At 39.1% G+C, this 25,795-nt stretch carries 17 protein-coding genes; 11 read left to right on the top strand and 6 right to left on the bottom strand.

Annotation, left to right across the window (positions count from 1 at the left end):
* Nucleotides 1-221 precede the first annotated feature (221 nt).
* The 5 genes from AACZ88_RS19390 (at nucleotide 222) to AACZ88_RS19370 (ending at nucleotide 5,674) form a co-directional block, all read left to right on the top strand.
* The gene (locus tag AACZ88_RS19390; RefSeq protein WP_339713999.1) at nucleotides 222-1,214 is read left to right on the top strand and encodes a kelch repeat-containing protein; all 993 of its coding nucleotides are present in this window, start codon (nucleotides 222-224) and stop codon (nucleotides 1,212-1,214) included.
* Nucleotides 1,215-1,595: 381 nt separating this feature from the next.
* The gene (locus AACZ88_RS19385; protein ID WP_339713996.1) at nucleotides 1,596-1,934 is read left to right on the top strand and encodes a DUF4907 domain-containing protein; all 339 of its coding nucleotides are present in this window, start codon (nucleotides 1,596-1,598) and stop codon (nucleotides 1,932-1,934) included.
* A gap of 91 nt (nucleotides 1,935-2,025) precedes the next feature.
* A complete protein-coding gene (locus AACZ88_RS19380; RefSeq protein ID WP_339713992.1) occupies nucleotides 2,026-2,976 on the top strand; it encodes a histidine kinase in 951 nt (316 codons plus the stop codon).
* 89 nt (nucleotides 2,977-3,065) lie between these two features.
* Nucleotides 3,066-3,791, top strand: a complete 726-nt coding sequence (locus tag AACZ88_RS19375; protein WP_339713990.1) for a LytTR family DNA-binding domain-containing protein — start codon at nucleotides 3,066-3,068, stop codon at nucleotides 3,789-3,791.
* Between the two features lie 401 nt (nucleotides 3,792-4,192).
* Nucleotides 4,193-5,674 (top strand): sulfatase, encoded by a 1,482-nt coding sequence (locus AACZ88_RS19370; RefSeq protein WP_339713988.1) that lies wholly within the window; start codon nucleotides 4,193-4,195, stop codon nucleotides 5,672-5,674.
* A 94-nt stretch (nucleotides 5,675-5,768) separates the two neighbouring features.
* Here the strand turns inward: AACZ88_RS19370 and AACZ88_RS19365 are convergent, their stop codons facing one another.
* From AACZ88_RS19365 to AACZ88_RS19345, 5 genes are all read right to left on the bottom strand, one after another.
* The gene (locus AACZ88_RS19365; protein ID WP_339713986.1) at nucleotides 5,769-8,537 is read right to left on the bottom strand and encodes a family 78 glycoside hydrolase catalytic domain; all 2,769 of its coding nucleotides are present in this window, start codon (nucleotides 8,535-8,537) and stop codon (nucleotides 5,769-5,771) included.
* 61 nt (nucleotides 8,538-8,598) lie between these two features.
* Nucleotides 8,599-10,062 carry a sulfatase gene (locus AACZ88_RS19360; RefSeq protein ID WP_339713984.1) on the bottom strand — a complete coding sequence of 488 codons (1,464 nt, stop codon included), beginning with the start codon at nucleotides 10,060-10,062 and terminating at the stop codon, nucleotides 8,599-8,601.
* A 480-nt stretch (nucleotides 10,063-10,542) separates the two neighbouring features.
* Nucleotides 10,543-10,935: a response regulator gene (locus AACZ88_RS19355; RefSeq protein WP_339713981.1), complete on the bottom strand. Its 393-nt coding sequence runs from the start codon at nucleotides 10,933-10,935 to the stop codon at nucleotides 10,543-10,545.
* Nucleotides 10,901-11,617 (bottom strand): ATP-binding protein, encoded by a 717-nt coding sequence (locus AACZ88_RS19350; RefSeq protein ID WP_339714261.1) that lies wholly within the window; start codon nucleotides 11,615-11,617, stop codon nucleotides 10,901-10,903. The genes AACZ88_RS19355 and AACZ88_RS19350 overlap by 35 nt, the downstream gene beginning before the upstream one ends.
* A gap of 23 nt (nucleotides 11,618-11,640) precedes the next feature.
* Nucleotides 11,641-12,882, bottom strand: a complete 1,242-nt coding sequence (locus tag AACZ88_RS19345; RefSeq protein ID WP_339713979.1) for a PAS domain S-box protein — start codon at nucleotides 12,880-12,882, stop codon at nucleotides 11,641-11,643.
* Between the two features lie 1,242 nt (nucleotides 12,883-14,124).
* On the opposite strand from AACZ88_RS19345, the gene AACZ88_RS19340 reads away from it, so the two are divergent.
* Nucleotides 14,125-14,460 carry a Gfo/Idh/MocA family oxidoreductase gene (locus tag AACZ88_RS19340; protein ID WP_339713977.1) on the top strand — a complete coding sequence of 112 codons (336 nt, stop codon included), beginning with the start codon at nucleotides 14,125-14,127 and terminating at the stop codon, nucleotides 14,458-14,460.
* A 603-nt stretch (nucleotides 14,461-15,063) separates the two neighbouring features.
* Here AACZ88_RS19340 and AACZ88_RS19335 read toward each other — a convergent pair.
* Nucleotides 15,064-16,092: a LacI family DNA-binding transcriptional regulator gene (locus tag AACZ88_RS19335; protein WP_339713975.1), complete on the bottom strand. Its 1,029-nt coding sequence runs from the start codon at nucleotides 16,090-16,092 to the stop codon at nucleotides 15,064-15,066.
* Nucleotides 16,093-16,588: 496 nt separating this feature from the next.
* Between AACZ88_RS19335 and AACZ88_RS19330 the strand changes: the two genes are divergently transcribed.
* The 5 genes from AACZ88_RS19330 (at nucleotide 16,589) to AACZ88_RS19310 (ending at nucleotide 25,767) form a co-directional block, all read left to right on the top strand.
* Nucleotides 16,589-18,016: a Gfo/Idh/MocA family oxidoreductase gene (locus AACZ88_RS19330; RefSeq protein WP_339713972.1), complete on the top strand. Its 1,428-nt coding sequence runs from the start codon at nucleotides 16,589-16,591 to the stop codon at nucleotides 18,014-18,016.
* A 30-nt stretch (nucleotides 18,017-18,046) separates the two neighbouring features.
* Complete coding sequence (locus AACZ88_RS19325) at nucleotides 18,047-18,784, top strand: glucosamine-6-phosphate deaminase (RefSeq protein ID WP_339713970.1); 738 nt, start codon at nucleotides 18,047-18,049, stop codon at nucleotides 18,782-18,784.
* Nucleotides 18,785-19,172: 388 nt separating this feature from the next.
* Nucleotides 19,173-22,295 carry a SusC/RagA family TonB-linked outer membrane protein gene (locus AACZ88_RS19320; RefSeq protein ID WP_339713967.1) on the top strand — a complete coding sequence of 1,041 codons (3,123 nt, stop codon included), beginning with the start codon at nucleotides 19,173-19,175 and terminating at the stop codon, nucleotides 22,293-22,295.
* Nucleotides 22,296-22,316: 21 nt separating this feature from the next.
* Nucleotides 22,317-24,086 carry a RagB/SusD family nutrient uptake outer membrane protein gene (locus AACZ88_RS19315; RefSeq protein ID WP_339713964.1) on the top strand — a complete coding sequence of 590 codons (1,770 nt, stop codon included), beginning with the start codon at nucleotides 22,317-22,319 and terminating at the stop codon, nucleotides 24,084-24,086.
* A 370-nt stretch (nucleotides 24,087-24,456) separates the two neighbouring features.
* The gene (locus AACZ88_RS19310) at nucleotides 24,457-25,767 is read left to right on the top strand and encodes a Gfo/Idh/MocA family oxidoreductase (RefSeq protein ID WP_339713961.1); all 1,311 of its coding nucleotides are present in this window, start codon (nucleotides 24,457-24,459) and stop codon (nucleotides 25,765-25,767) included.
* Nucleotides 25,768-25,795: the final 28 nt, after the last annotated feature.

Genomic DNA, 25,795 nt, shown 5'->3' with positions numbered 1-25,795 from the left:
AAAGGTAGAATGCATGCACAAGCCTCAAAACCCGAATAGACCAACGCCCGTTCTTTTAAGATCAATCCTCAAATTATCACGATGAATATGGTAGTGGCGTTCGTAGATCAAATCGCCCATTTGATATGTTAAAACCTCCCCTTGATATATTCTGTTTTTTAAAGGCCGATCCACGTTTTAGCTTTGATGAAAAATTAAGACCAAAAAATAAATTGATTGGAATGAAAAGAATTGAAGATAATTTTAAAACGATTACCCTTTTTAGTGTATTGATTCTGTTCCTAACCGGTTGCTCGAATGATGATGATGATGAAGATTTGGGTAACTGGGTGGACAGATCGGTATTTGACGGTAGCCCAAGAAGCAGTGTTTCGGGATTCACTATTGGCAATATAGGTTATATGGGTGTTGGGTATGATGGCGATGATTATCTGACATCAGTATGGGCGTATAATATGGATGGTGACTATTGGTCACAAAAGGCAGATTTTCCTGGAGTAGCCAGAAATGCTGCAGTGGGTTTTGAAGTAGATGGTATCGGCTATATTGGTTCTGGATATGACGGACTGAGCGAACTGAGTGATTTTTATGCTTACGACCCAAGTTCTAATACTTGGACAGAAATCGCGGGTCTGGAAACACCCCGAAGAAATGCCGTAGCTTTTGGGGTCAATGGAGTTGGATATTTCGGTACCGGATTTGATGGGGATAATGACCGGAAAGACTTTTGGAAATACGATCCGTCATCAGATACTTGGGTAGAACTCGAAGGTTTTGGCGGCGATAAAAGAAGGGCGGCAACCACTTTTACTATCGGAGACAAAGTGTATTTAGGAACAGGAATCTCCAATGGTGTTTATCTAGATGATTTTTGGGTATTTGATACTGCTACTGAAAGTTGGACTAAAAAGTTAGACCTCGACGAAGAAGATGATTATCAGGTTACTAGAAGCAATGCCTTAGGCTTTACAATGAATGGATATGGATATATTGCTTGTGGTGAAAGATCAGGGGCCACCAATTCAATTTGGGAATATGACCCGTCATTAGATACCTGGGAAGTAAAGACTTCTTATGAAGGAACGTCGCGTCAAGATGCTATTGTTTTTTCAAACACGAGTAGGGCATTCATCGGTATGGGAAGAACGGGAAGTCTGTATTTAGATGATCTTGACGAATTTTTCCCCTTTGATGAATACGAAGAAGAAGATTAAGAGTTTTCGTTGAGTGATTTTAGTTGATGAAATGGGGTCACGCCGTGATGTTTGGCCCCATTTTAAAACAAAAAGAAAGAATTCAGTCTGCCGTATGGATCATAGATGTTCTGTGGTTTAGGAAAAGGGAAATCTTATTTTAAATGGAAAGAAATTTTTAGGATAAGTATAAAAAAGAAATTAAGAGTTTTTCATTGAGTGATTTTAGTTGATGAATGGGGTCTTACAGTGGTGTTTGGGCCCCATTTTTAAAATTAAGATATTTTTTCAGGTGCATCTGAATATAAATTACGATTACATGCTAATAGTAGCATTCAAATAGTAGAGTTATAGGAAGGTTCAATGCATAAGTTTTATATAATATTTAAATAACGGTATAAGATGAAATTTTTTCTAAATATTGGAATGTTATTTCTTGTAGGGCTATCTCTTTTTGGGGTAATGGAGTTTATTCCTTTGCCATCACTCGATTCTCCATCTTATGAAACCAATATTGTTATAGTCGAAGATGGTTATGGTTATCAAGTGCTAAAAGATGATAAACTAATCATACGACAAGAGTATATTCCCGCAATTAATACAAAACAAGCCTTTGGAACTGTTAAAGACGCACAGTTGCTCGCTGATCTGGTCGTCGATAAATTAAAGAACGGCCGTAGCCCTGTGATAGCGTTAAGCGAACTTGACGATTTAGACATTGTGATATTGGAGGTACAATAAACTGTTGATGGCCTTTGAAAAGAAATACATATCCCAGATTTTGGCCCATATTTTCATATGGGGGTGCTTTTGCATTTTGATAATTTATCCCATGATATCTCAATCTAGACCTGTGCCTTCTAATTTAATAGCTGGCTTAGGTATGGGGATGTTATTATTTTATGTCAATTATTTTTTAGTGGTTCCTGAATTATTGCTGAAACGGAATATTCAAATTTACCTAGCGGTATCAGTTTGTTTGATAATTTCAGCAGCCTTGCTGGTCAATTTTTTCTTTGTCCCTGAAATTCCGGCAGACTTTCCCGAAAGAATGCGCTCTAGAATAGCCCGCAGGCATGACGATTTGTGGAACCCGCGAATCTTTATGTCTATCAGTTTTATAGGAATCCCATACATCATAAGTGCAATGCTCTGTATGTATACGGAATGGAAGAAAAATGAAGATCTCCGCAAAGTTGTAGAAAAGCAAAAAATACAATCGGAACTTCAATTTTTAAAAACACAGCTAAACCCCCATTTTTTATTTAATTCGTTGAATGCCATTTATGCCCTTTCGGTGAAACAATCACCGAACACCTCACTGGCAATTGTCGATTTGGCCGAGTTGATGCGCTATATGCTCTATGAAGCCGATAAAGACCTTGTTCCCCTAAGTAAAGAGTTGGAATACATAAAAAGCTATGTGCAATTACAACGACTTCGTTTGTCGGATAGCGAGAATGTCACCCTGCAAATTTCCGGTGAAGAAAAGAATAAGGTCATTCCCCCGTTATTGTTTATATCCTTTATTGAAAATGCCTTCAAATATGGAACGGATTATGAAGGAAAGACCAATGTGAGAATAAACCTTTTAATACAAGACAAGTCTATACAGTTACGAGTGACAAATAAAATAGGAGTCTTCAAAGAGCCTACGAAAAGTTCGGGTGTAGGTTTACAGAATATTAAAAATAGATTGAAACTATTATATCCGTTAGCACACGAACTGATCGTTAATAATGATGGAAGTACCTATTCGGTCAGTTTGACCCTCAGACAGTAAGCAGCAAAAGAGGTCGCGATGGTGTAATATACGACGCAAATGGATTGGTGGGTTTCCTCAGACCCTAATAAACTAACAAAAACGAACAGATGAAATGTATTATCATTGACGATGAACCCCTAGCTATTGAAATCTTGGTAGACTATTGTAGTAAAATCGATTTTGTGGAGGTACTGGGAACCTTTACCAATCCGCTGGAAGCTATTGCTGTAATAAAGGAGAAAAAGGCCGATTTGATATTTTGCGATATCGAAATGCCGCAGATCAGCGGTATTGATTTTATAAATTCACTTGACAATAGGCCGCTATTTATTTTTACTACGGCCTATTCGCAATATGCCGTTGAAGGGTTTGAGCTGAACGCTGTCGACTATCTGGTAAAACCGATACCGTACCATCGATTTATAAAGGCTGTTTCAAGAAGTAAGGAACTGTTGACAAGCCATGAAAAACCTTTGGAAAGCAACATATTTTCATCACATGGGGAAACCAATGAATCCCAAAAATTTATTTTTGTCAAGGCAGAGTATGAAAGTATCAAAATTAACTTAGATGATATTGAGTATATTCAAGGTTTAAAAGATTATTTAAAAATACACATCACCAATACAAACAAAGCTATACTGACACTTATGAGTTTTAGGGAACTATTGGATAGACTTCCGCCCAACCAATTTTTAAGGGTACACAAATCGTTTGCGGTCAATGTGAATTACATAAACACGGTACAGCGAAATAGAATCGTGATCAATGACATACGTATTCCCATTGGGGAAAGCCATAAAGACACTTTTTTCTCGGTTTTGGGGCTTTGATGAATATTCTCTTGTACTTGTTTTCCTATTTAATTTCTGGGCTAAAAATGAGTAAAACCTCATAAACAGTGTTTTAACTGTGATTTAGATTCCGTTGAGACTTGCAATTTGATTGTTTGATGAAATCTAAGTTTTGTAAAATTCATTATAGGTATAATCTGAATATGGCTAAAAACGGTATCAGATTTAAAATAATGTGCGTAATTACTTGATCAATTGATATGGATTTATGAAGTGGCCGACCGTCACGTACATAGCTGTCAATAAGATTTGGAGACTTTCAAATGACTCTACTGGGCAAAAGGAATTAAACGCTCTTTTCTCTAAAAAGGGTACAGGGTTCAAAATGGATCTAAAAAAAGTGATAAATTACTGCATATTCACTAAACCAAAATTCCGTTTTGATACTTTTTGATAAATTAATGTCTGGAAAAAACAGGATTATTTCTGTTTTGATCCTCTTGTTTGTTCTAGGAGCTTGCAATACGAATAAAAAAAAAGAGAATGTAAAAAGACTGGAAAAGCCCAATGTTTTGGTCATTGCCGTTGATGACCTAAATGATTGGATCGGTGTTTTGGGAGGTCATCCGCAGGCTAAGACACCTCACATGGATCGGCTGGCCCAACGCGGGATGCTTTTTAGCAATGCGCATTGTCAGGCCCCGGTCTGTAATCCTTCGCGGGCAAGTGTGATGACTTCCCTGTATCCCAGCACCTCGGGTATTTACTTCTTAAACCCCGACATCACCGAATCTCCTGTGGCCAGCAAAAGCGTGGTCATGCCCAAACGATTTGAAAAAGAAGGATATGAGGTATTTGCCGCAGGAAAATTATTCCATAATGGTAAAGGAATCAATGAAGCCCATATACCGAATTATGCTGGTCAATTCGGAGGTTTTGGTCCTATGCCCGATGAGAAAATCAGTAATTATCCGGGACATCCATTGTGGGACTGGGGTGCATTTCCCGACCGTGATGATCAAATGCCCGACTATCACATTGCTAGCTGGGCAGAGGCCCGGTTGGCTGAAAAGCGAAGCGAACCCTTTTGGATGGGGGTCGGATTTTATCGTCCCCATGTACCCCAATTTGTTCCGCAAAAGTGGTTCGATATGTATCCTTTAGATTCGCTACGGTTACCAAGAACCATTACTGACGATTTGAATGATATCTCTTCGTATGGGGTGGATATTACCCGTTTGAAACATGTATCACCACCCTATGAATGGGTTACCGAAAATGATGCCTGGAAACCACTGGTACAGTCTTACCTGGCTTGCGTAAGTTTTGTTGACGAACAGGTAGGTCGCGTCTTAACGGCATTGGATAATGGTGATTATGGTACGAATACATATGTAGTACTATTTAGCGATCATGGTTTTCATTTGGGTGAAAAAGAACGCTTTGCCAAACGTAGTTTGTGGGAAGATGGTGCCCGCGTGCCCTTAATTATCATGGGTCCTGGAATCCCAGAGGGAGTAGTTTGCAACAAGCCAGCCCAACTGTTGGATATCTATCCTACGTTGCTGGCCCTAAGTGGACTCGAACCAGATCCGACGCACGAGGGAAATTCCTTGGTGCCATTATTTGAAAACCCTGAGGTTGAATGGCCCCATTACGCCAGAACAAGTTTTGGCCCTGGCAATTATGCCATTGTGTCGGAAGGATATCGCTTTATTCAATACAACGATGGTTCCGAGGAGTTTTATGACCATAGCAATGATTCTCAAGAATGGTTTAATGTAATCGATAAGCCCCAATATGTTGAGGTAGTAGCACAACATCGCAACCAGATTCCGAAGAAACGATACGAGATATTAGGACAAGGGTCTACCGGTCATATTTCCTATGACGCTGCAAATCAGAACGTCAATACAAAGTGAATCAAAGAATTGGAATATTTTTGACTGCTATCGCTTTGATTTTTTTCTTTGGGAAAAATCTATTTTCTATAGTGCGCTGTAATCTAAAAGCTGTTCATAATACTAATTTTGCACTAAAGGAATACCTTCCGGATCCAACTTGAAGTATGGTTTCATGGTCATTGGATTGTAGAACTTTGATGTCCGATATATTAGAAATACGCTTATTTCCTTCCTTGATGCCGCTCATGTTTTTAGTGGGAAGATGTACCTTGGCTGTGGTGTTTATAGGAATTTCAATATTCATCGTAAATTTGTCCCCTTTCCAGTGCCAAGCGGAAGCTATGGTGCCATTGATACTTTGATAACTTCCTCTAAGATGGTTCATTTGTTGGCTAATGGCGGGTTTTATGATGATGTTTCTATAGCCGGAATCTTCGGTATCGATTCCGATGGCATGTTGAAACATCCATTCGGCAACCGAGCCGAAGGCATAATGGCTGAAGGAGTTCATTTTTGCGTTGAGGTCTGAATTGACGGCATCATCTTTGGTATAGCTGTTCCAACGTTCCCAAATAGAAGTACTTCCATTGACTACCGAATACCCCCAGCTGGGATATTCTGTCTGTTTGAAGAGGGTATAGGCCAATTCGTTATGACCATATTTTGATAAGGCCAACATCACATGTTTTGTTCCTAAAAAACCGGTGGTAAATTTGTTGCCGTTTGCTTTTATCTTTTGAGCTAGACGGTCAGCGCCTTTTTGTGCAAGCGCTTCGGGGTATAGGTCAAAATACAGGGCAAGCGCATACGAGGTCTGCGTGTCTTCCGTAGTATGACCGTTTGCAAGAATGTATTTTTCGGTAAATGCTTTTTTTATACTTTTGAATAAGGACGCATACTTTTTAAAATCTTCTGTTTTACCCAATGCCTCGGCCATTTCAGCCATCAATTTGGCATCGTAACCGTAAAAAGAGGCGCCGACAAAATCATTGCTTGTTTTTTCATTTACCGAAAGCCAATCGCCCCAATTGTTCCCTCCCCCAGGTCTTAAATAGCCGGTACTGGCATCGGCCTGAAATTGCATAAATTTTTGCATACCATCGTACATATATTCTAAAATACGTGTGTCATTGTAAACCTTATACATGTTGTACGGTATAATAACCCCGGCATCCATCCAAGCAGGTGAATATTGGTCGGGTCTTGAATAAGGGAAAGGCGCAAAGTTGGGGTAGGCGCCATACCAACGCTGTGCGTCATCAAGATCAACCAAGAATTTTGTCATAAAGGCGGCGACGTCGGCATTATAGGTTGCTGAACGCATATAGGTCTGAGCATCTCCGGTCCACCCTAGGCGTTCATCCCGTTGCGGACAATCCGTTGGAACTTCAATAAAGTTTGCACTTTGGGTAGTCTTTATATTTTCAAATAGGGTGTTGTTCATGGCATTCGAGGAATTAAAGGTACTCGCATCTGTCTCTATGGAACTTAAAACCAGTCCTGTAATCGCATTCAAATCTGGCTTGCCAGGATATCCGGTAACTTCTACGTATTGAAAGCCGTGATAGGTAAACTTCGGTTGCCAGGTTTCCACACCCTCACCTTTTAAGATATAGGTGTCGGTTGCGCGCGCCTGTCTGAGGTTCTCGGTTTGAATGTTACCGTCACTTTTTAAAATTTCCCCAAAGCGAAGTTGCACTTTGGTGCCTTTGGCTCCTTCCACTCTCAGGGAAGCAATGCCGGCAATGTTCTTGCCGAGATCAAAAACAAATGTTCCCGGCTGTGGTTCTGTTAGGGCAATGGGTCTTAGGCGCTCCGTGTTTTTTATTAAAGTTCCCGGATGCGCCTGTAGACGTCCGTTGGGGTAGGTGTAGATTTTTGGGGCTTTCCAAGTACGATCATCAAAACCATTAGAATCCCAACCTGAATTCTCCAATCGGGCATCATAGGTTTCCCCCATCAGAATATCGGCTTCACGGGTGGGCCCCTGACTGGTTTTCCATGACCTATCGGAAGCTATGATTTCAGAAGTTCCATCTTCGTATTCCAGATGTATTTGTCCCATAAAAGACGGGTTTACTCCATAAAACTCACGTACTTTATCTAAACGGACCAATAGGGCATAACCGACATAACCCGCATACCAACCATCAGCGATAATAGCACCTATAACATTTTCGCCTTGCTGTATCTGGTCAGTGATGTCAAAGGTTTGATAATGCAGTCGTTTATTGTAATCTGTCCACCCCGGAAGCAAATAGGAGTCACCCACCTTTTTGCCATTCAAACGAAGTTCGTAAAGACCAAGGGCAGTTGTATGTGCTATCGCTCTTTTTATTTTTTTGGATGTCTTAAACGATTTACGCAAATAGCGGGCAGGGGGGAGGTATAAACTGTCGTATTTATCCGTTTTGTCATATCCCACATCATGCCCAATAAAGAGGCCTTTCCATTGAGAAAAACGCAACAGACCCATCGACCAATGTGCCGCTTCGCTCCATCGCGATTCTTGCCCTGCTTCGTCCCATACTTTTACTTTCCAATAATACTTGGTATTTGAAGAAAGTGAACTACCGCTATACGTAATTTGATTCGTTTGGTTGGATGTGGTCTTGCCGCTGTCCCAAATGTTTGCATGATCCTTTTCTAATTCCGCTAAGCTCGAAGCAACAATGATGCGGTATGCAGATTGGTACCGACTTCTACCTTCCCCTGTCAAGACCCAGCTGAATCTTGGTTTTTCGATATCTATTCCTTCGGGATTTTCATGATACTCCACTCGAAGTCGGTCAATGGCAAGTGGCACGTTTATCTCGGCATTGGAATAAGAGATGTTCAAAGAGAACATCACGGTTAGAAGGATAAGAAATTTTATTTTCATTGTTGCATTTTGATTACGGACAAATGGTGGGCTGTGTTTACTTGTTGATGCTATTTCGGCACTAATGAGTATAGGGTACGGTGCCGGTTTCGTCTACAGGATATCCCCATTTTTTAATGTATTCCATACCGGGCAGAAATTCATCGCCAGTTTCTTTCAATCGTTCCAAAAGCAATTTCTCCATATCGTCTTGTAGGGTAGCATGCCCCTCGTTACCCACTAGATTGGTCAATTGGTACGGGTCATTGCTATTGTCGAAAAGCAACCACGGACCATCTAAATCTCGAGCATACGTATATTGTCGCGTCTTTATGGCCCTGTACTCCCTGCCGCCATGCTGCACCTTGTTCCATTGGCCAAAGGGTTGTACGCAGGTCAATAAAGTGGCTTCCCCCACTTGCGCTTTTCCCTCCATATAAGGTCTATAATCTATGCCTTCTACAGTATTTGGTATCGCAATGTCGCACAGCCCCAGAAGCGTGGGCATAATATCTTCTGAATTCATCAAGGCTTCACGTTTTCCCGGGGCGATTTTTAGATTTTCGGGAATACGGTACAACATGGGTACCCTTGCCGATTCTTCATAAGGCTGTTGTTTCTTATAGGCCCCATGGGAGCCCAATAAATCTCCATGATCGGCAGTAAAAACAATAATCGTATTATCGAATTGTCCGGAATCTTTTAGATTTTTTATCACCTTACCGATCATATCGTCCAATGCAGCTATATGGGCGTAATACCCGGCCAAATCTTTTTTGGCTCGTTCTTTTAAACTGTCCGGCACATTTCTGCGGAGTTGGATCTTAGCAGAGTCAAATCGCTTGCGATATTCTTCGGGAGCGGTGTGGTATGGGGCGTGTGGGGTGCCGTAGGAAACAATCATCATAAACGGATTCTCTGCCGACTTCCTTTTTTTGAAATAATCGATGGCAGCATCGGTCTGCTCGAATGTATCATAGCCTTCCCAAGTCTTTCGTGTTGGGTCCTCATTTTCATAATACACCGAATGATTATAATCGTGGGTACATTCGTTCCCTTTCCAGAAATCAAAACCCTGTCTTCGCTTTCCGGGGGCGACGTTCTGCAGTCTCCCATGTCCGTCTAAATGCCATTTACCGATATATCCGGTGGCATAGCCTTCCTTTTTAAAAACTTTTGCAATAGTGAGCGCATTGGTGTCGAGTTGTACATCATTCATAAAGACGCCATGGGTCAGAGGTCGCTGACCAGTTAAAAGTGAGGCTCTAAATGGGGAACAGACCGGCATACCAGATACGGCATTTTCAAAATTTACACTTTTAGCGGCAAGTTCATCGAGGTTTGGTGTCTTGATATTAGGGTCACCGGCGTATCCTGTAGCCTGGGCACGCCATTGGTCGGTTAAAAGCACCAATACGTTCGGCTTTGTTGTCTTTTGTGGTTCCTCGACTTTTTCTTTTTTCTTTGGTTTGCAAGAGGTTATTATGGCAAGTGTACAGAGTAGCGCTACATATTGGCCCAGTCGTATTCGAACTTTGTTTGTCATGAATTTTCTTTAAAACTATTCTTTTATTATCTCATATCACAATATTAATAGGGTTTTAAGATATTAGCATCCTGTACTGTACTGCAATTTTATGCAGGGAATACGTGGTGTTTTCAATAAGGGTTTAAAATGAGTTGCCATTGAGCGGCTAGAGATAACTATGATTGGAACTTAGTGTTGGTGTCAATACCTTTTGAAGTTTATTTTTTTCTGACTTTCACTGCTTTACTAGGCAATGGGTCACTTGTATAAAGTGCATGCGCGATAGCGGCACAGGTGCAAATTCGAACAAATAACAAAAAGAAACAAATAAACACGGCATGAAGCGGCATACGCGTTGTAACACGATGTTTTTTCAATATTATTTTTGGTAGTTAGGTGTCAAGAGTGGGGAAGGGAAAATTGCCTCAACGCATCCTAATAATTCAGAACCTTTACCGAATTTTTTAAGGGAATCGGGTCAATGGTGGTAAACTGCTATTAATCGGTTAAATATTTATCAAACATGTCTTTTAGCTTTTCTGTGGTTAAAGGTTTATTTTCAAAGCCTTTGACCGAGCGATAATTTTGTATTCTTTTTTCGTCATCAGGGTTCAAAGAAGTGGTGAGCATTACAATGATAATAGAACCATCTTGAGACAATTGAGACTTTTCATACTCTTCTAAAAACTCCCAACCGTCCATGCCCGGCATATTTATATCTAAAAAGATTATTTCAGGTTTATTATTTTCTTTTAAATAATTTAACGCATCCTCGGCCATGTCGTGTACAATAATCTGCTCTGGGGAAAGAATGCTCTTGAGAATTATTGAGTGGATGAAGTTGGTCGATTGATTGTCATCGATTAGCATTACTGATTTTGGAATTTTCATTGTTTAGTTTTTTATTGATAGTAAATATAAAGGTACATCCTCGAGATTCATTTGGTGTTACCCAAATTTTACCATGATGTATTTCGACGATTTTTTTGCAATTAGCAAGACCTATACCAGTGCCTTTGTATACCTCATGTCTATGTAATCTATGAAATATTTTAAAAATCTTTATGCGGTCTTTTTTCTTGATGCCGATACCATTATCCGATACTGAGAACTGCCAATGTGTTTTATTTTCTCCACCCTTAATAGTAATAATAGGGTGTATGTCTTTTTCCCTAAATTTAATAGCATTCGTAAGTAGGTTTTGAAACAACTGTCTTATGATGGCTTCATTTCCAAAAATATCGGGCAAATCTTCAACAATAATAGTGGTTTTCGATTCTTTAATTTTTTTTGACAAGTCTTTCTGAATCTGATTAACGATTTCATTGGTATCGATATGATAAAATTTAAACTCTTTTCCCAGTCTAGAATGATCCATCAAATCTTTTACAAGTAAATGCATTCTAGAAACACTTCCCGATATAAAATCAATATAAGATTGACCGTTCTCATCTAAAGTATCTCTATATTCCGTACTAAGCATTTTACTGATACTTGAAATGGTAGATAATGGCTCTTGAAGATCGTGTGAAGCGATATAGACGAATTGTTCAAGATCCTTATTTTTTTCTATTAGACTTGATGTCAGTTTACTAGCTAGATTTTCTGATATTTTTTTTCCGTAATTTCATTATTTACGGCAAGGTATCCCGATGGTTTGTTATCGGCACCATGAAAAGGGACAATGGCTGTATTTACCCAAAAAAAGGAACCATCCTTAGCTTTGTTCTTTATTTCACCATGCCATACATTCCCGGCAGATATATTTTTCCATAAATTGCCGAAAAATGCAGTTGAATGATGACTAGACTTAATAATAGATAGTTTTTTTCCAATTAATTCTTCCCTTGAATATTGAGAAGTTTGGCAGAATTTGTCATTCACTTCGATAATATATCCGGCGATATCTGTCATTACGATCAATGAAACCCTGTCAAAAGCTTGTTTGAATTGAGTTAATGAGGCATTCGTTTCGTTTAACACCAACTCTAACTTTTTTCGTTTAAAATCGGTCTTGTTCAAATTCTTAGAAATATAGGCAGTGCTCGAAATGGTAGCAATAATTAAAACTACCGTATAAAGTACTATTCCAAAATCAGTCTTTACAAGTGAATTGTTCAATAAGATAAGCAATATGTAGCTGAAAATAATCGGTATCAATACGATGACCGGAAGAAGGTTTTTTAGAATTTGAGAACCCTGAAGATTACCAAAAAATATGGAAAACAGTCCGATGTGCTTATTCTTAAGAGAAGCGATAAAAGCTTGAAGTAAAAACAATATGGCGGTATTTACGGCCATGGTCTCAATGAAAGTAGACTTATTTTCGATGGGAATATTTAAGGTGTATGAGATAATCGTTATCACAGCAAGTGAAATTACCATTGCAAAAAATAGCTGTGCAACGACTGTATATCGCCTTATTGAAGGTTTTTTCAAGATTAAACCGGAAACCAGTATTAGAAAACCTATTGCGGTACCTATCGACATTCTACCAGGATATAAGTCGGTATAGCGATCATAGACAACTAGATTGTCAAGTGTGAAGGAGAATTCATAGCGATATTCCAAAAGCGTAAAGAAACTGACAGAAGCAACAAAAATTAGAATACTATAATTGATAAATTTGGGAAGAAATTTTTTCTTGTTGTCGAATAAGATGATGGAAATTAGGAAAAAAAATAGGGCTGTATTAAATTTCATACCCCCGTCGCCCGCCACATACTCCAGAATAATTTGGGAATCGAACAACCAGCCAATTATTACTAAGGAACTTATTACTACCGGGAGTATAATCAGCAAAAAATAAAACTGTTTCCAAACAGTAGTTTTGGTCATATGCTTGGTTGTTTGGTAAACTGTTGCGAATGAAGATAATCAATTTGTAAGAATTAACACCTTTTTTTTAATAATTGATTTATAATATTTTAATGTCTTAAAGAACTTGTAGGAGGTTAACTATGGTAGGTATTAAGTTTCTCGCTATTAGGTGTATAGATGTCAGTAGGGCTACACGGTCAAAAGAAAGTTTGCAGTATTGGTAAAGGCGTAGGTCAGAAAGATATGACATGGGCCAACAAATTATGTTCATTATGATACGAAGGAGTATTGAACAACCCGTATAAATTTGAACGACATTAGTGCTACATGGTGATGAGGAACACTGTTTGGAAGATGAGTAGTTAGAAAGAGATTGTTTCTAGTTGTACAGGGTATTCGTTTGGTTACAAGGATTGGTTTTTGATGATAAAAAATAAAATGGGGGTTTTAGGGTATGGCTTTCGGACCTTGTAGCTCTTCAGAGAATTTTATTTTGCCTATCGTATACAACCCTAAAAGATAACAGTCAGTTCAAACATTATAAAGAGCAGGTAGAATAAGAAAGGGCCGGTGCTCTCGTAAATCAAAATAATAACAAATCATAAAAGAAAAAAAGCGGACAAGGGTCGCAGGAATTATGTAAAGAATAGCGCTGCGGTCCTTGGGGGCGTTGCCTTATTGGCAAGATTACTCATAAACGCATTTGGTATGCAGCCTCAAAAAGAAATTAAATTGGTCTTACAGGCTATGGTGGCAGGGGAACCGGGGCGGCGCATGAGGCGTTCAAAACCTCTTCTGCCGTAAAACTGGTAGCTATTGGTGAAGTCTTTGAAGATAGATTGAAAGTGCCCGCCAGAATTTAAAAAATACTTACGGTAATCAGGTAGAAGTTCCCGATTCTAGGAAGTTTTTAGGTTTTGGTGCTTAAAAGTAATCGATAGTTGCGATGTGGTACTCTTGGCCACGCCCTGCCGTTTCGACCTCTGCACCTTGAAGCTGCGGCTAAGGTCAATTTACGTGAATTTATAGAAAAACCCTTATTTGTTGATATTCCGGGGTGCCATAAGGTTAAGAATTGTAGTGAAATGGCTCGACAAAGGGATCTAGGTATGGTTGTCGATTTGCAGTTGATATATGAAACTGGTTATCAGTTGTTGAAGCAAAAGATTGAAGGGGGGTATTGGAGATATAACATCTCTGAATGAGTATTACAATGTAGGCGCTTCTAAAATACCACCCCGGCAACCGGGCTAGACCGAAATGAACTATCAAGTGAGAAACTGGCGGTATTTTACTTGGCTCTGGGGAGGCCAATTGGCAGGTCAAACCATTCATCAAATAGATTTAATAAATTGGTTTATGAACGATTATCCGATGGTAGCCAAAGGGTTAGGGGGAAGGCAATCGTTTAATGGCCCCGATCAAGGGAATACCTACGACCACCATTACGCCGAATATGAATACTCTCATAAAATCAAGTTGCATGTTCAATCTAAAACAATGGATAATACATGGAACAAGGTCGGTTTCCGTATTCAGGGAACTAAAGGTTATGCCGATGAAAAATTTAAAATATATGATACTGAAGGGAATTGATTTGGGCACACTGTAACAAAGACGAGACCCTCGGTGCATCCCAAAAATGCCAGTTTGATTTTATGAATTCGATCATTGATGGCAGACCGTTCAATCAAGTAGAATATGGGGCAAGATCTACCTTGACCACTATTATTGCAGAATGGCCATCCACTCCGGACAAATAATTATGGTAGAAGAAGCCCTAAAATCTAAAAAAAAGCATTTTGTCCAAAGAATTTGATTGGGATGCGAATATGCCCTCGGTGCATGGCCCCGAAGGCAACTATAGCATTCCCAATCCCGGTAAGGCGAAAGTGCTATAAATTAAAAATTGAAGATAAATTAAAAGAGTTTAAGGGGTAAGACAATACGTTTTATGCCATTGATGTTGGTTTATCAAATGAATTTTGAAGAAAGGAGGTTTGGAGACTATAAAAGGCATACTCCCGATGGTGGAGAAACCTTGGGTCTTTATACTAGTCAACAGGCAATAGCTGATGCACAATATACTGCCAGCAGAAAAGTGAACGTGGGAATTGTGGTCGTAATGCTATTCTTGAGGGTAAAGACTTTGACTGGAAATTTGGTCAAGATTTTCACGAATCAAGAAATTGCTCGCAATTATTCTAAGGATACTGTTGATTCCCTTATTATTAGTTCATTGCGGATAATTATAGTTTCAGAAACTATATTTTGATCTTTATCTTCAATTTGTTTGATAAGTAGGCGCGCTGAAGCCTGCCCCATTTCAAAGGCATGGTCTTCTATCGTTGTTAATGAAGGTTGAATGATTTTAGACACGGGGGTATTACTAAATCCTACAACGGCGATATCTTGGGGGACAGAAAATTTTCTTTCTCTAGCTGTTTGGATCACACTAACAGCAGTTATGTCGTTGGCACAAAAAATGCCATCCGGTCTTGTGTCCATGTCTAATAGCTCATTGGCAAAAAGGCGTCCTTCTTCTTCGCTAAGGATGTTACCGTAGAAAATCAGGTCTTCATCGATAGTTAAATTGTTTTTGGTCAAAGCGGCCTTATAACCTTCTAGTCGGGCTTTAAATATTGAGGAATTTAAATTTCCTGCAATATGGGCTACTTTTTTACAACCAGTTTTAGCGAGATGATCACAAGCTTTAAAAGCGGCATCGTAATCATTGATCAATACTTTGTTTGATTCTAGGTCGTTGCTGACACGATCAAACAAGACGAGGGGAATTTGAGTGTTTGTCAACTGTTTGTAATGTTGTACATCTGATGTTTCTAAAGCTAAGCAGGCTATAATTCCATCTGCTTTATTGGACATCAGAATACCTACACTTTCTACCTCCTTTATATAGGAGTCCTTGGTTTGGAAAATCGAAACGTAATAACCGGCTTCATTTGCAACTTCTTCAATTCCACTTATTGAAGATGAATGAAAATACCGGTCAATTCTCGGCACTATTACACCGATATGATTGGTTTTTCTTCTTCTTAAATTTGATGCAACGGAATTGGGTATATAACCTAGTTTTAATGCTGTTTTTTTTATTTTCTCACGTGTTTCCTCTCCAATGCTGTGATGGTCCTTTAATGCTCTTGAAACAGTAGATGTAGATACGCCCAAGATTTTGGCAAGACCTGTCATCGTTATACGTGTGTTTCCCATTCCGCAAAAGTAATCAATAATACGATTACATTTTTACGCAAACGTATGTGTAATTATATAAATTAATTACTCAATATGCTGAAACATTTCTTAGATTTTGCATAACATGAATATTTGAACTAAAAGATTATCAATGTATTATATTTATAACCTCATTTTTGTTAAAGCGTAATTAATAAACAAACGTTTGCGTATTTATTATTGTTTCGATAGATTTACAGGAACAATGAATTGATTTACAAGGTTGGTATTGAAATATCATTTACGTTTTTCATAGAAAAATAATTGGATTGAAATACTTGTTCAGCGAATACAAAGACTTACTGAAAACCCTCAAAATAATTCGACTTATTGGAATGTTGCAGCAAATTGTAAACCGAATTGAGGTGTGCAATTCTGTTTAAACGGCGAATTTCTATAAAGAACATATGTTGTAAGTATAAAGCAACATAAGTAGGTTGAAAAAAAGAACAGGACTAATAAACAAAATGGTCAAATGAAAAATCAAACTCGAAGAAATTTTATCAGGCTATCTGCATTGAGTACCGGATTTTTGGGACTTTCGACACAAGGACTTTTTGCCCACGATGAAATTCAAAAAAGAATTGCTAACCTTGGTAAAACACCGCAAGCTAGTGGTAACTCTGCAATCGGTTTAAGGCACGACCCCATTAAACAGGTGAGAATAGGTGTTATAGGAGTTGGCAACAGAGGGTACGGCCATGTGAAGAATATTAATTCATTACAGCCTAATGCGAAAATAGTTGCTATTGCCGATGTTAGGGAAAGTAGAGCTAAAAGAGCATTAGAACTGCTGAATAAATTGAACAAAAAAAAGCAGTCTATTGATTTGTATTTCGGTGACGAAGAAATATGGAGGGATATGGTAAAACGAGAAGATGTTGATTTAGTAGTTGTTGCCACGCCTCCCACCGAACATGCGCACATGGCAGTTTATGCAATGGAACAAGGTAAACATGTCGTATCGGAAGTTCCGATTGCACTTACTATTCAAGAGTCATGGGACATTGTCAACACTGCTGAAAAAACCCAACGCCACTGTATGATGCTTGAAAATTGCTGTTATGGGGAAGAAGAACTTTGGGTATTGAATATGGTTAAGAACAATGTCTTTGGTTCGTTAACCCATGCGGAAGGAGGCTACATTCATTCCTTGTTACAAAAATTGTTCGTAAAAAGCGATGACCCTGCCACTAGTGCTTATTACAAACAATGGCGGTTAAGGTTACATGCCGAAATGCATGGAAATCTATATCCAACCCATGGATTGGGTCCGATCGCTAATTATATGCACATCGGCAATGGCGACCGGTTCGATTATCTTGTTTCAATGGATTCTTCAGAAGAGTCTTTGCATCAATATGCTGCACAATCATCACCTGACAACGATTTTTATAATAAAAAAAACTTTTCTCATGGAGATATGAACAGTTCCATGATAAAAACGGTAAAAGGAAGATCTATACTACTACAGCACGATGTCGTTTCCCCTCGCCCCTATAGCCGCATTAACGCTTTGTCAGGAAGTAAAGCATATCATGAAGGGTATCCTAGCCGCTTGTCGCTGTACGACGAAGGTCTTGGTCATGATTGGCTAAGCGAAGAAAAGTTTAAGGAAATGCAAGAAAAATATGAACATCCGATTTGGCGCAAAATGAAGGAAGATGCACAAGAGCAAGGAGGCCATGGAGGTATGGATTACATTATGTTCTTCCGTTTAATTCAAAATTTGAATAATGGATATCCCATGGATATGAATGTCTATAACGGGGTTGACTGGTCCGTAATTTTGCCGCTTACCAAATTATCGGTGGAACTGGGCAGCATACCTATCAAATTCCCTGATTTTACTCGAGGCAATTGGAAAGAAGAAAGAGAACTGGGATTCTTCCATAACATATAAAACAAATTTCACAAAATAAAAGCTTAGAGTATGGAGATTGTAATTTCAAATGACAAACAAGAACTGGGTGAAAGCGCGGCGAAGCGGGGCGCGGAATTGATTCGAAACGCAATTGAAAAAGATGGTGAGGCAAATGTAATTGTAGCAACTGGCGCATCACAGTTTGAGATGTTGTCAGAACTTATAAAAGAGAACGTAGACTGGTCAAAAGTAACAGGCTTTCATCTTGATGAATATGTGGGGATGCCAAATACACACAAAGCCTCATTTCGTAAATACTTGAAGGAAAGATTTGTTGACTTGGTGCCTATCAAAAAGTTCTATTACATAGAGGGCGATGTTGAAAATCCCTTAGATGAATGTAATAGGATTGGAAAGATACTATCCAGTATTCAAATTCACGTAGCCTTTGTCGGTATAGGTGAAAATGGTCATTTAGCCTTTAATGATCCACCAGCGGATTTTGAAAGAGAAGAAGCCTATTTCGTTGCTGATTTAGACAAAGCTTGTAGGGAGCAACAGCTTGGCGAAGGTTGGTTTGATTCTTTAAAAGATGTTCCTAAGCAGGCTATTAGTATGTCGGTGAAGCAGGTGTTGAAATCGGAAGCAATAATTGCAAGTGTACCTGATAGTCGTAAGGCTGTTGCTGTAAAAAAATCAGTTGAATCTGAAATCGGTCCCGAGGTTCCGGGCACCGCATTAAGACTACACAACAAAACTTGGTTGTATTTGGATAGGGCATCGGCATCTCTTCTAAATGGATCTTAAGAGACCATTGGTTTAGTTTGCCTTTTCTTGATTGAACAGAATTTGTAAAACACAGTATATGTAACACACATTATATGGACAAAGAACTTAGCTGGTTAGATACTTTGGTTAACGCTAGATATTCATATGATAATGGTGATGATATTCCGATTCGTGCTAGATAGTTGGTGAATTTTCGATCAGGAAGTTTGCCGTTGCGGGAGTTCGTTGATTAATACTTAAAGAGGTAAACGGTGATGTGGGAACTAACTTGGAGTATCTCATTTTAAAAATCATATTAAAATAGGCCGGCCCTATGAGTCCCGCAATTGAATAGTGTTGAGCTATACCCTTTTTTCTTTTTTGCTTGACAAATTAAATAAGCGATTAACTAACTAATAAAAAAACTATGAAAATTAAATCAAATTATGCCTTTGTTTATTTGGGAAGGAAGGTGCTAATGAACGTGATGGGAGCTTTTATTCTTTTGTTTTTTACAAACGTTTTTAGTGCTACGCCAAACGTTGTTGTCTATGGGAAATTACCGCAGCAGCAGATAAGTGGTATTGTGGTCGACCAAGAAGGACAACCATTACCTGGTGCCAATATTGTTGAAAAAGGAACAACGAATGGTACGCAAACAGATTTTGATGGTAATTTTTCAATTCAATTAGAAAATCAAAACACTACGCTTCTGGTCTCTTATTTGGGTTTTATGACTAAGGAAGTTGAAGTAACGAACCAAACTTCCTTAGACATTACTCTAGAAGAAGATGCCAATAGTCTAGATGAAGTGGTAGTTGTCGGTTATGGTACTATGAAAAAAAGTGACCTTACGGGGTCGGTAGCAAATGTAAGTTCCGAAACATACAAGGATCAACATATGACGCAAATTACCGATATGTTACAAGGTACCGTTGCAGGGTTGAACATGACTCAGGGGACTACTGCTGCTGGAGGAGGAGCAATTGAAGTTAGGGGGGCCAATTCATTAAATGCATCGACCCAACCGATGATTGTTGTTGATGGTTCTATTTACAATGGAAGTTTGCGTGATATAAATCCTTCCGATGTTAAATCAATTGATATCTTAAAAGATGCTAGTTCTGCTGCTGTTTATGGATCTAGGGCATCTTCAGGCGTAATTTTGATTACAACAAAAGGTGGAACCAAAGGGAAAACTAGCATCAATTTCACATCACAGCTTGGAGTGGTAAGTACAACAAACAAATTTGCACCTAACGATGCCGATCAATATCTTACTTTTCGACAAGATGTGAAGAGAGCACTTGATACGAGTTCTCCTTCTTTTTATTATGACAATCCAAACCAGTTGCCAACGGGTGTAAGCCTTGATCAATGGAGAGGTGCAAGTAATAATCCGAATGCCGATAATACCAGGGAATGGTTAACCAGACTTACTTTTTTCCCTGTCGAAATGGAAAACTATATCAACGGAAATTCAGTTGATTGGTATGATAAAGTTATACGTAAGGGAGCCGTTCAGCTAAAATATGATTTGAGCATAAATGGAGGAACTGACGAGTTTACCTATTTCTGGTCTATGGGCTATATGGAAAATGAAGGTATTGTTCTCGGTGATGACTATTCTGCCTTAACGACACGTTTGAATTTAAATTTCAAACCTACGAAATGGATGGATATTGGGATGAATACACAATTCACAAATAGGGATGAAAGTTCGGTTGCGGCAGATTTAGGCGATATGTATCGTATGAGTCCGTATGGTTCGGAATATAATGAAGATGGAACCATAAAAAGATACCCCAATGACTTTACCGTTGCGAATCCTTTACTAGACTATTACGGACAAGATCGTTCCAATAAAATTAATTCGTTATTTAGTACCTTATATACCAATATTCAATTGCCATTCGGTATTAAGTATAAATTATCTTTCCAGCCTAGATTTGAATTTTCGGGAGATTACAATTTTTGGTCGTCTGAAACAATAACCGGTGGTCAAAGCGGGTACGCCACAAGGGAAGAGTATTCTTCCTTTAACTGGATATTGGATAATATTATTACATGGAAGAAAACATATGGTTCGCATTCCTTCGATTTAACTTTGCTACAAAGTGCAGAACAAAATAAGTCTACGTATTCGTATTTACAGAATGAGCAATTTACGCCAAATCAAAACCTTGGTTATAATGGCCTTCAGTATGGTGTAAACCCCGCAGTGAGTACCAACGACAGAGAATCTACTGCTGATGCATCAATGGCACGATTAAATTATGTATTTAATGATAAATACCTTCTAACGGCATCTGTGAGAAGAGATGGGTATTCTGCATTCGGACAAGAAAATCCGAGGGCTGTATTCCCTGCTGTTGCCTTGGCCTGGAAAGTTTCAGATGAAGGTTTTTTCAATGTTTACAAAATAAATCAAATGAAACTCCGAGCGTCTTGGGGTATAAACGGTAACCGCGATATCGATATTTATGGATCATTGGCGCAAACAGAATCAGATATTTACTATGACGGAACCAATACCCAGGTTGGCGTATACAATAGTACTTTAGCTAATAAGTCGTTGCGTTGGGAGAAAACGGAATCGCTCAATTTTGGTCTTGACATGGGCATGTTCAATAACCGTATAAATTTTGCCGCTGATGTCTATTTCATGAAAACAGTAGATCTTCTAATGGAACGAAAATTACCTGAAATTACCGGATATTCTTCGATATTATCCAACCTTGGTGAGCTACAGAACAGTGGTGTAGAAATGACGCTAAATACAGTTAATGTCAGTAATGAGAATTTAACATGGAAAACGAATATTACTTTTGCTCTTAACCGAAATAAGATTAATAAATTATTCAGCAATTTTGATGAAAATGGTGTTGAATTGCCAGACTATACAAATGAATGGTTTCCTGGTCAAGCCATTGATGCCGTTTGGGATTATAAAACCTTGGGAATCTGGCAAGTTGATGAGGCTGACGCCGCTGCCGCGGTTGGATTAGAGCCGGGAGACTGGAAAGTTGAAGATATTGATGGTGACGGAACGTATGATGAATTAACCGATAAACAGTTTATTGGGTATACGGAACCTCGGTTTAGACTGGGAATGAGAAATCAGTTTAATTTCTTAAAACACTTTTCTGCTTCAATTTTTCTAAGAGGTGAATTTGGTCAACTAGGAGCATTCTCTTATGCGCTTCGAAATGGGGGTAGCGATACTTATGATAGAAGAAATGAAGTGAATATTCCCTATTGGACAGCAGATAATCCAATTAATGATTATCCGCGTTTAATTACCAATACCACAGTATATGGTGGAGGAATCCAGATATATAAGCCAAATGCTTTTGTAAGGGTACAGGATGTAACCCTGTCATACAATGTACCTTCTGAATTTTTGAAGCGCAATGGCATGACTAATGCCAGAATATTCTTCTCTGGACATAATATATACACTTTTTCCAAATGGCCGGGATGGGATCCGGAATCGCTGAACAATCCGTTGACAAAGACATATTCATTAGGATTTAGTATAACATTATAATAACCTTAAATAACCTTAAAGATGAATAAAATACAAAAACAACTTGCAATATTAGGTTTGGTTATGTTTGTCATGATTACCTCATGTTCGAAAGATTGGTTAGAGCCAAAACCTTTATCATTTTTCAGCCCTGAAAATGTGTATGTGGATAAGGAAGGGTTTGAGTCAATGCTATATACCTTGAGAAAGGCATTAAAAAGTGAAAATACCGGATATTTGAACTCTATAGCCGCTGAGTATTCAGCTTCTGATTTAGCGTCTCCATGGTCGCAGCTTGATTTCCACAAGCTTACGCCGAATCAATCGCAATATTATCCTTTTTTAGATTTTTTTACCGATACATTCGGACATATCAAGAATGCAAACGTCGCTATCTCGAGAATAGATGATATTGAGTGGGATAGTCAGGACGACCGAAATGCAATTTTAGCGGAAGCCTTATGGCACAAAGCGTATTGGTATTATCGATTGGTAAATACTTATGGTGATGTTCCTTATGTAAATGAGGAAATTACGGGCGAAAAACTTGATTTTCAGACAACCAGCAGATGGACTATTTTGACACAGTTGGAGGAAGATTTGGAATTTGCCGCACAATGGTTGCCCGATGTTGCTGGGCCAGGGGATATCTCTAAAGGAGCGGCGAATTATTTGCTGACAAAGGTGTATTTGGCAAACAGCAATTTTGACCAAGCTATTGCTAGCATAGACAAAGTTATCGAGGGGCCTTATGCCTTAATGGAAAATAGATTTGGTGTTGATGTAGCTGATTCAAACCGAAACCTGATTTGGGACCTTCATCGTCCCAAAAACTTCAATTCTTCTGAAAATAGAGAAACAATACTTGCTGTCGTTGATAGGTTTGAAGCGCCATCCGATGCAAGGTCTGAGGGTTTATATACGATGCGTAATTACAACGCTCAATGGTTTCAACCTGCTGTATTGGATAGTCAGGGTGCGCCTGGTATGACAATTGACGGTAGTGGTCAGGTTATGTATGATTCATTGGGTAGGGGAAACTGCAATGTTCGTCTCACCCATCATTATCAATATAATTTATGGAATTATGGTGGACAGACTTGGGAAAATACACAGGATTTAAGACGTGCCGATATCAACTGGGTCGATAAGCATGAATTGTTGTACAATAATCCTAGTTCAGTAGATTTCGGAACACCGGTTAAAGAAGAGTACTTCGCGCAAGCAATTGATACGTTTAAGTATATTTATGCAATGCCACATTATATAATGTATGTGCCCCAAGATGACCCTACGGCAAGACCTATGGGAGGAAATGGTGACTGGTACTTATTCAGATTGGCTGGGGCTTATTTACTCAGGGCTGAAGCCTATTATTGGAAGGATCAATTGGCAGATGCCGCAGATGATATTAACAGGGTTAGACAAAGAGCTAACGCGATTCCAATAACGTCTGGTGATGTTACCCTTGATTTTATTTTTGACGAAAGGGCAAGGGAGCTTTTTGCAGAAGCTCCAAGACATTCAGAATTGGTAAGGGTATCATATATGCTGGCACAGCTGAATAGAGATGGTTATAGCCTTAGTGCTTTTGGCGACAAGAATTATTATTATGACCGGGTAATGAAGTACAATAAAACCTATGAAAAACAAGTCACATTATTAGGTAACACAGCAGGTATGGAGCCTTATCATGTACTCTGGCCTATTCCCTCTGATATAATAACTGCCAATACATTAGGTGTAATAAATCAGAACTACGGCTACGATGGCTATGAAAGAAATGTTCCGCCGTTAGAAGTGATAGAATAATACTAAAATAAATAGAATTAACCCCGTCATTAACTTTATTATGATGGGGTTAATTAAATAACAATGTAGTAGTACGTCGGTTAGGTATCTGAAGATTTTTTTCGAAATGGATAATCTAGTTGTCAGGATTATAGATGAATTGGGGGGCGAAGATAGTGTTGCCCTGAAGTATTGAAAAAATAGTCATAATTTACATTCACTAAAAACACCTTTATTAAATTTTCTGGTCGGCTTGCGATTTGAATTAATTTACTGGCTAAGGCGATAATAATGGGTGAAATTTAGTTTGTTATCGAATTGATTTATGATATAATTAAGTTTCGTTTCTAGAAGAGTGAAAGTTGAACGAACCTATTAAAAAGCAAAAATTATGGAGAACGATATCTCGGGCAATGGGCGCAGAAATTTTGTAAAATCCGGGGCTACGGCACTTGTAGGCGGAGCCTTATTGGCAGGATTGCCCATAGACGCATTCGGTATGCAGCCTCAAAAAGAAATCAGAATAGGTCTTGTAGGCTGTGGTGGCAGGGGAACCGGGGCGGCGCATGAGGCGCTCAAGACCTCTTCTGCCGTAAAACTGGTGGCCCTCGGCGAAGTTTTCGAGGATAGATTGAACAGCGCATACCAGAATTTGAAGAATACATACGGGAGTCAGGTAGAAGTTCCCGATTCAAATAAATTCATCGGTTTTGATGCCTACCAAAAGGTGATTGACAGCTGCGATGTGGTGCTTTTGGCCACACCGCCACCATTTCGACCGCTCCATCTCGAAGCGGCCGTAAAGGCCGATAAGCATGTATTTATAGAAAAACCCTTATTTGTTGATATTCCTGGATATTATAAAATTATGGAGGCCAACGATTTGGCAAAGCAAAAGAACCTGAATTTGGGAGTAGGTCTTCAACTGCGCTATGAAACCGGTTATCAGAAGATGAAAGCGCAGATCGATGACGGTATGATAGGAGATATAACATCTCTGGATGTGTATTACAATGTAGGTGCCCCTAAAATACATCCCCGGCAACCGGGCCAGACCGAAATGAACTATCAAGTGAGAAACTGGCGGTACTTTACTTGGCTCTGGGGAGGCCAATTGGCAGGTCAAACCATTCATCAAATAGATTTAATAAATTGGTTTATGAACGATTATCCGATGGTAGCCAAAGGGTTAGGGGGAAGGCAATCGTTTAATGGCCCCGATCAAGGGAATACCTACGACCACCATTACGCCGAATATGAATACTCTCATAAAATCAAGTTGCATGTTCAATCTAAAACAATGGATAATACATGGAACAAGGTCGGTTTCCATATTCAGGGAACTAAAGGTTACGCCAACGAAAAATCCGAGATTTACAATTCCGCCAATGAACCGATATGGAGATACCGTGATCAAGAGGAGACAGTAGGTCCGACCCAAAAATGCCAGTCGGACTTCATCAAATCGATAATCGAGAAAAGGCCTCTGAACCAGGTTGACTATGGTGCGAAATCTACCTTGACAACTGTTATTGGTAGAATGGCCATCCACTCCGGACAAATAATTACGGTCGAGGAGGCCCTTAAATCCACTAGGAGTATTCTGCCAAAGGAATTCAGCTGGGATGCGGATACACCTTCTGTGCCCGGCCCCGACGGCAACTATAGCATTCCCGTTCCCGGTAAGACGAAAGTGCTATAAATCGATTAAAAATGATTTTGGGGATATA

Source organism: uncultured Kriegella sp., from assembly GCF_963975415.1.
Lineage (GTDB): Bacteria > Bacteroidota > Bacteroidia > Flavobacteriales > Flavobacteriaceae > Kriegella.
This window is presented reverse-complemented; position numbering and strand designations above follow the sequence as displayed.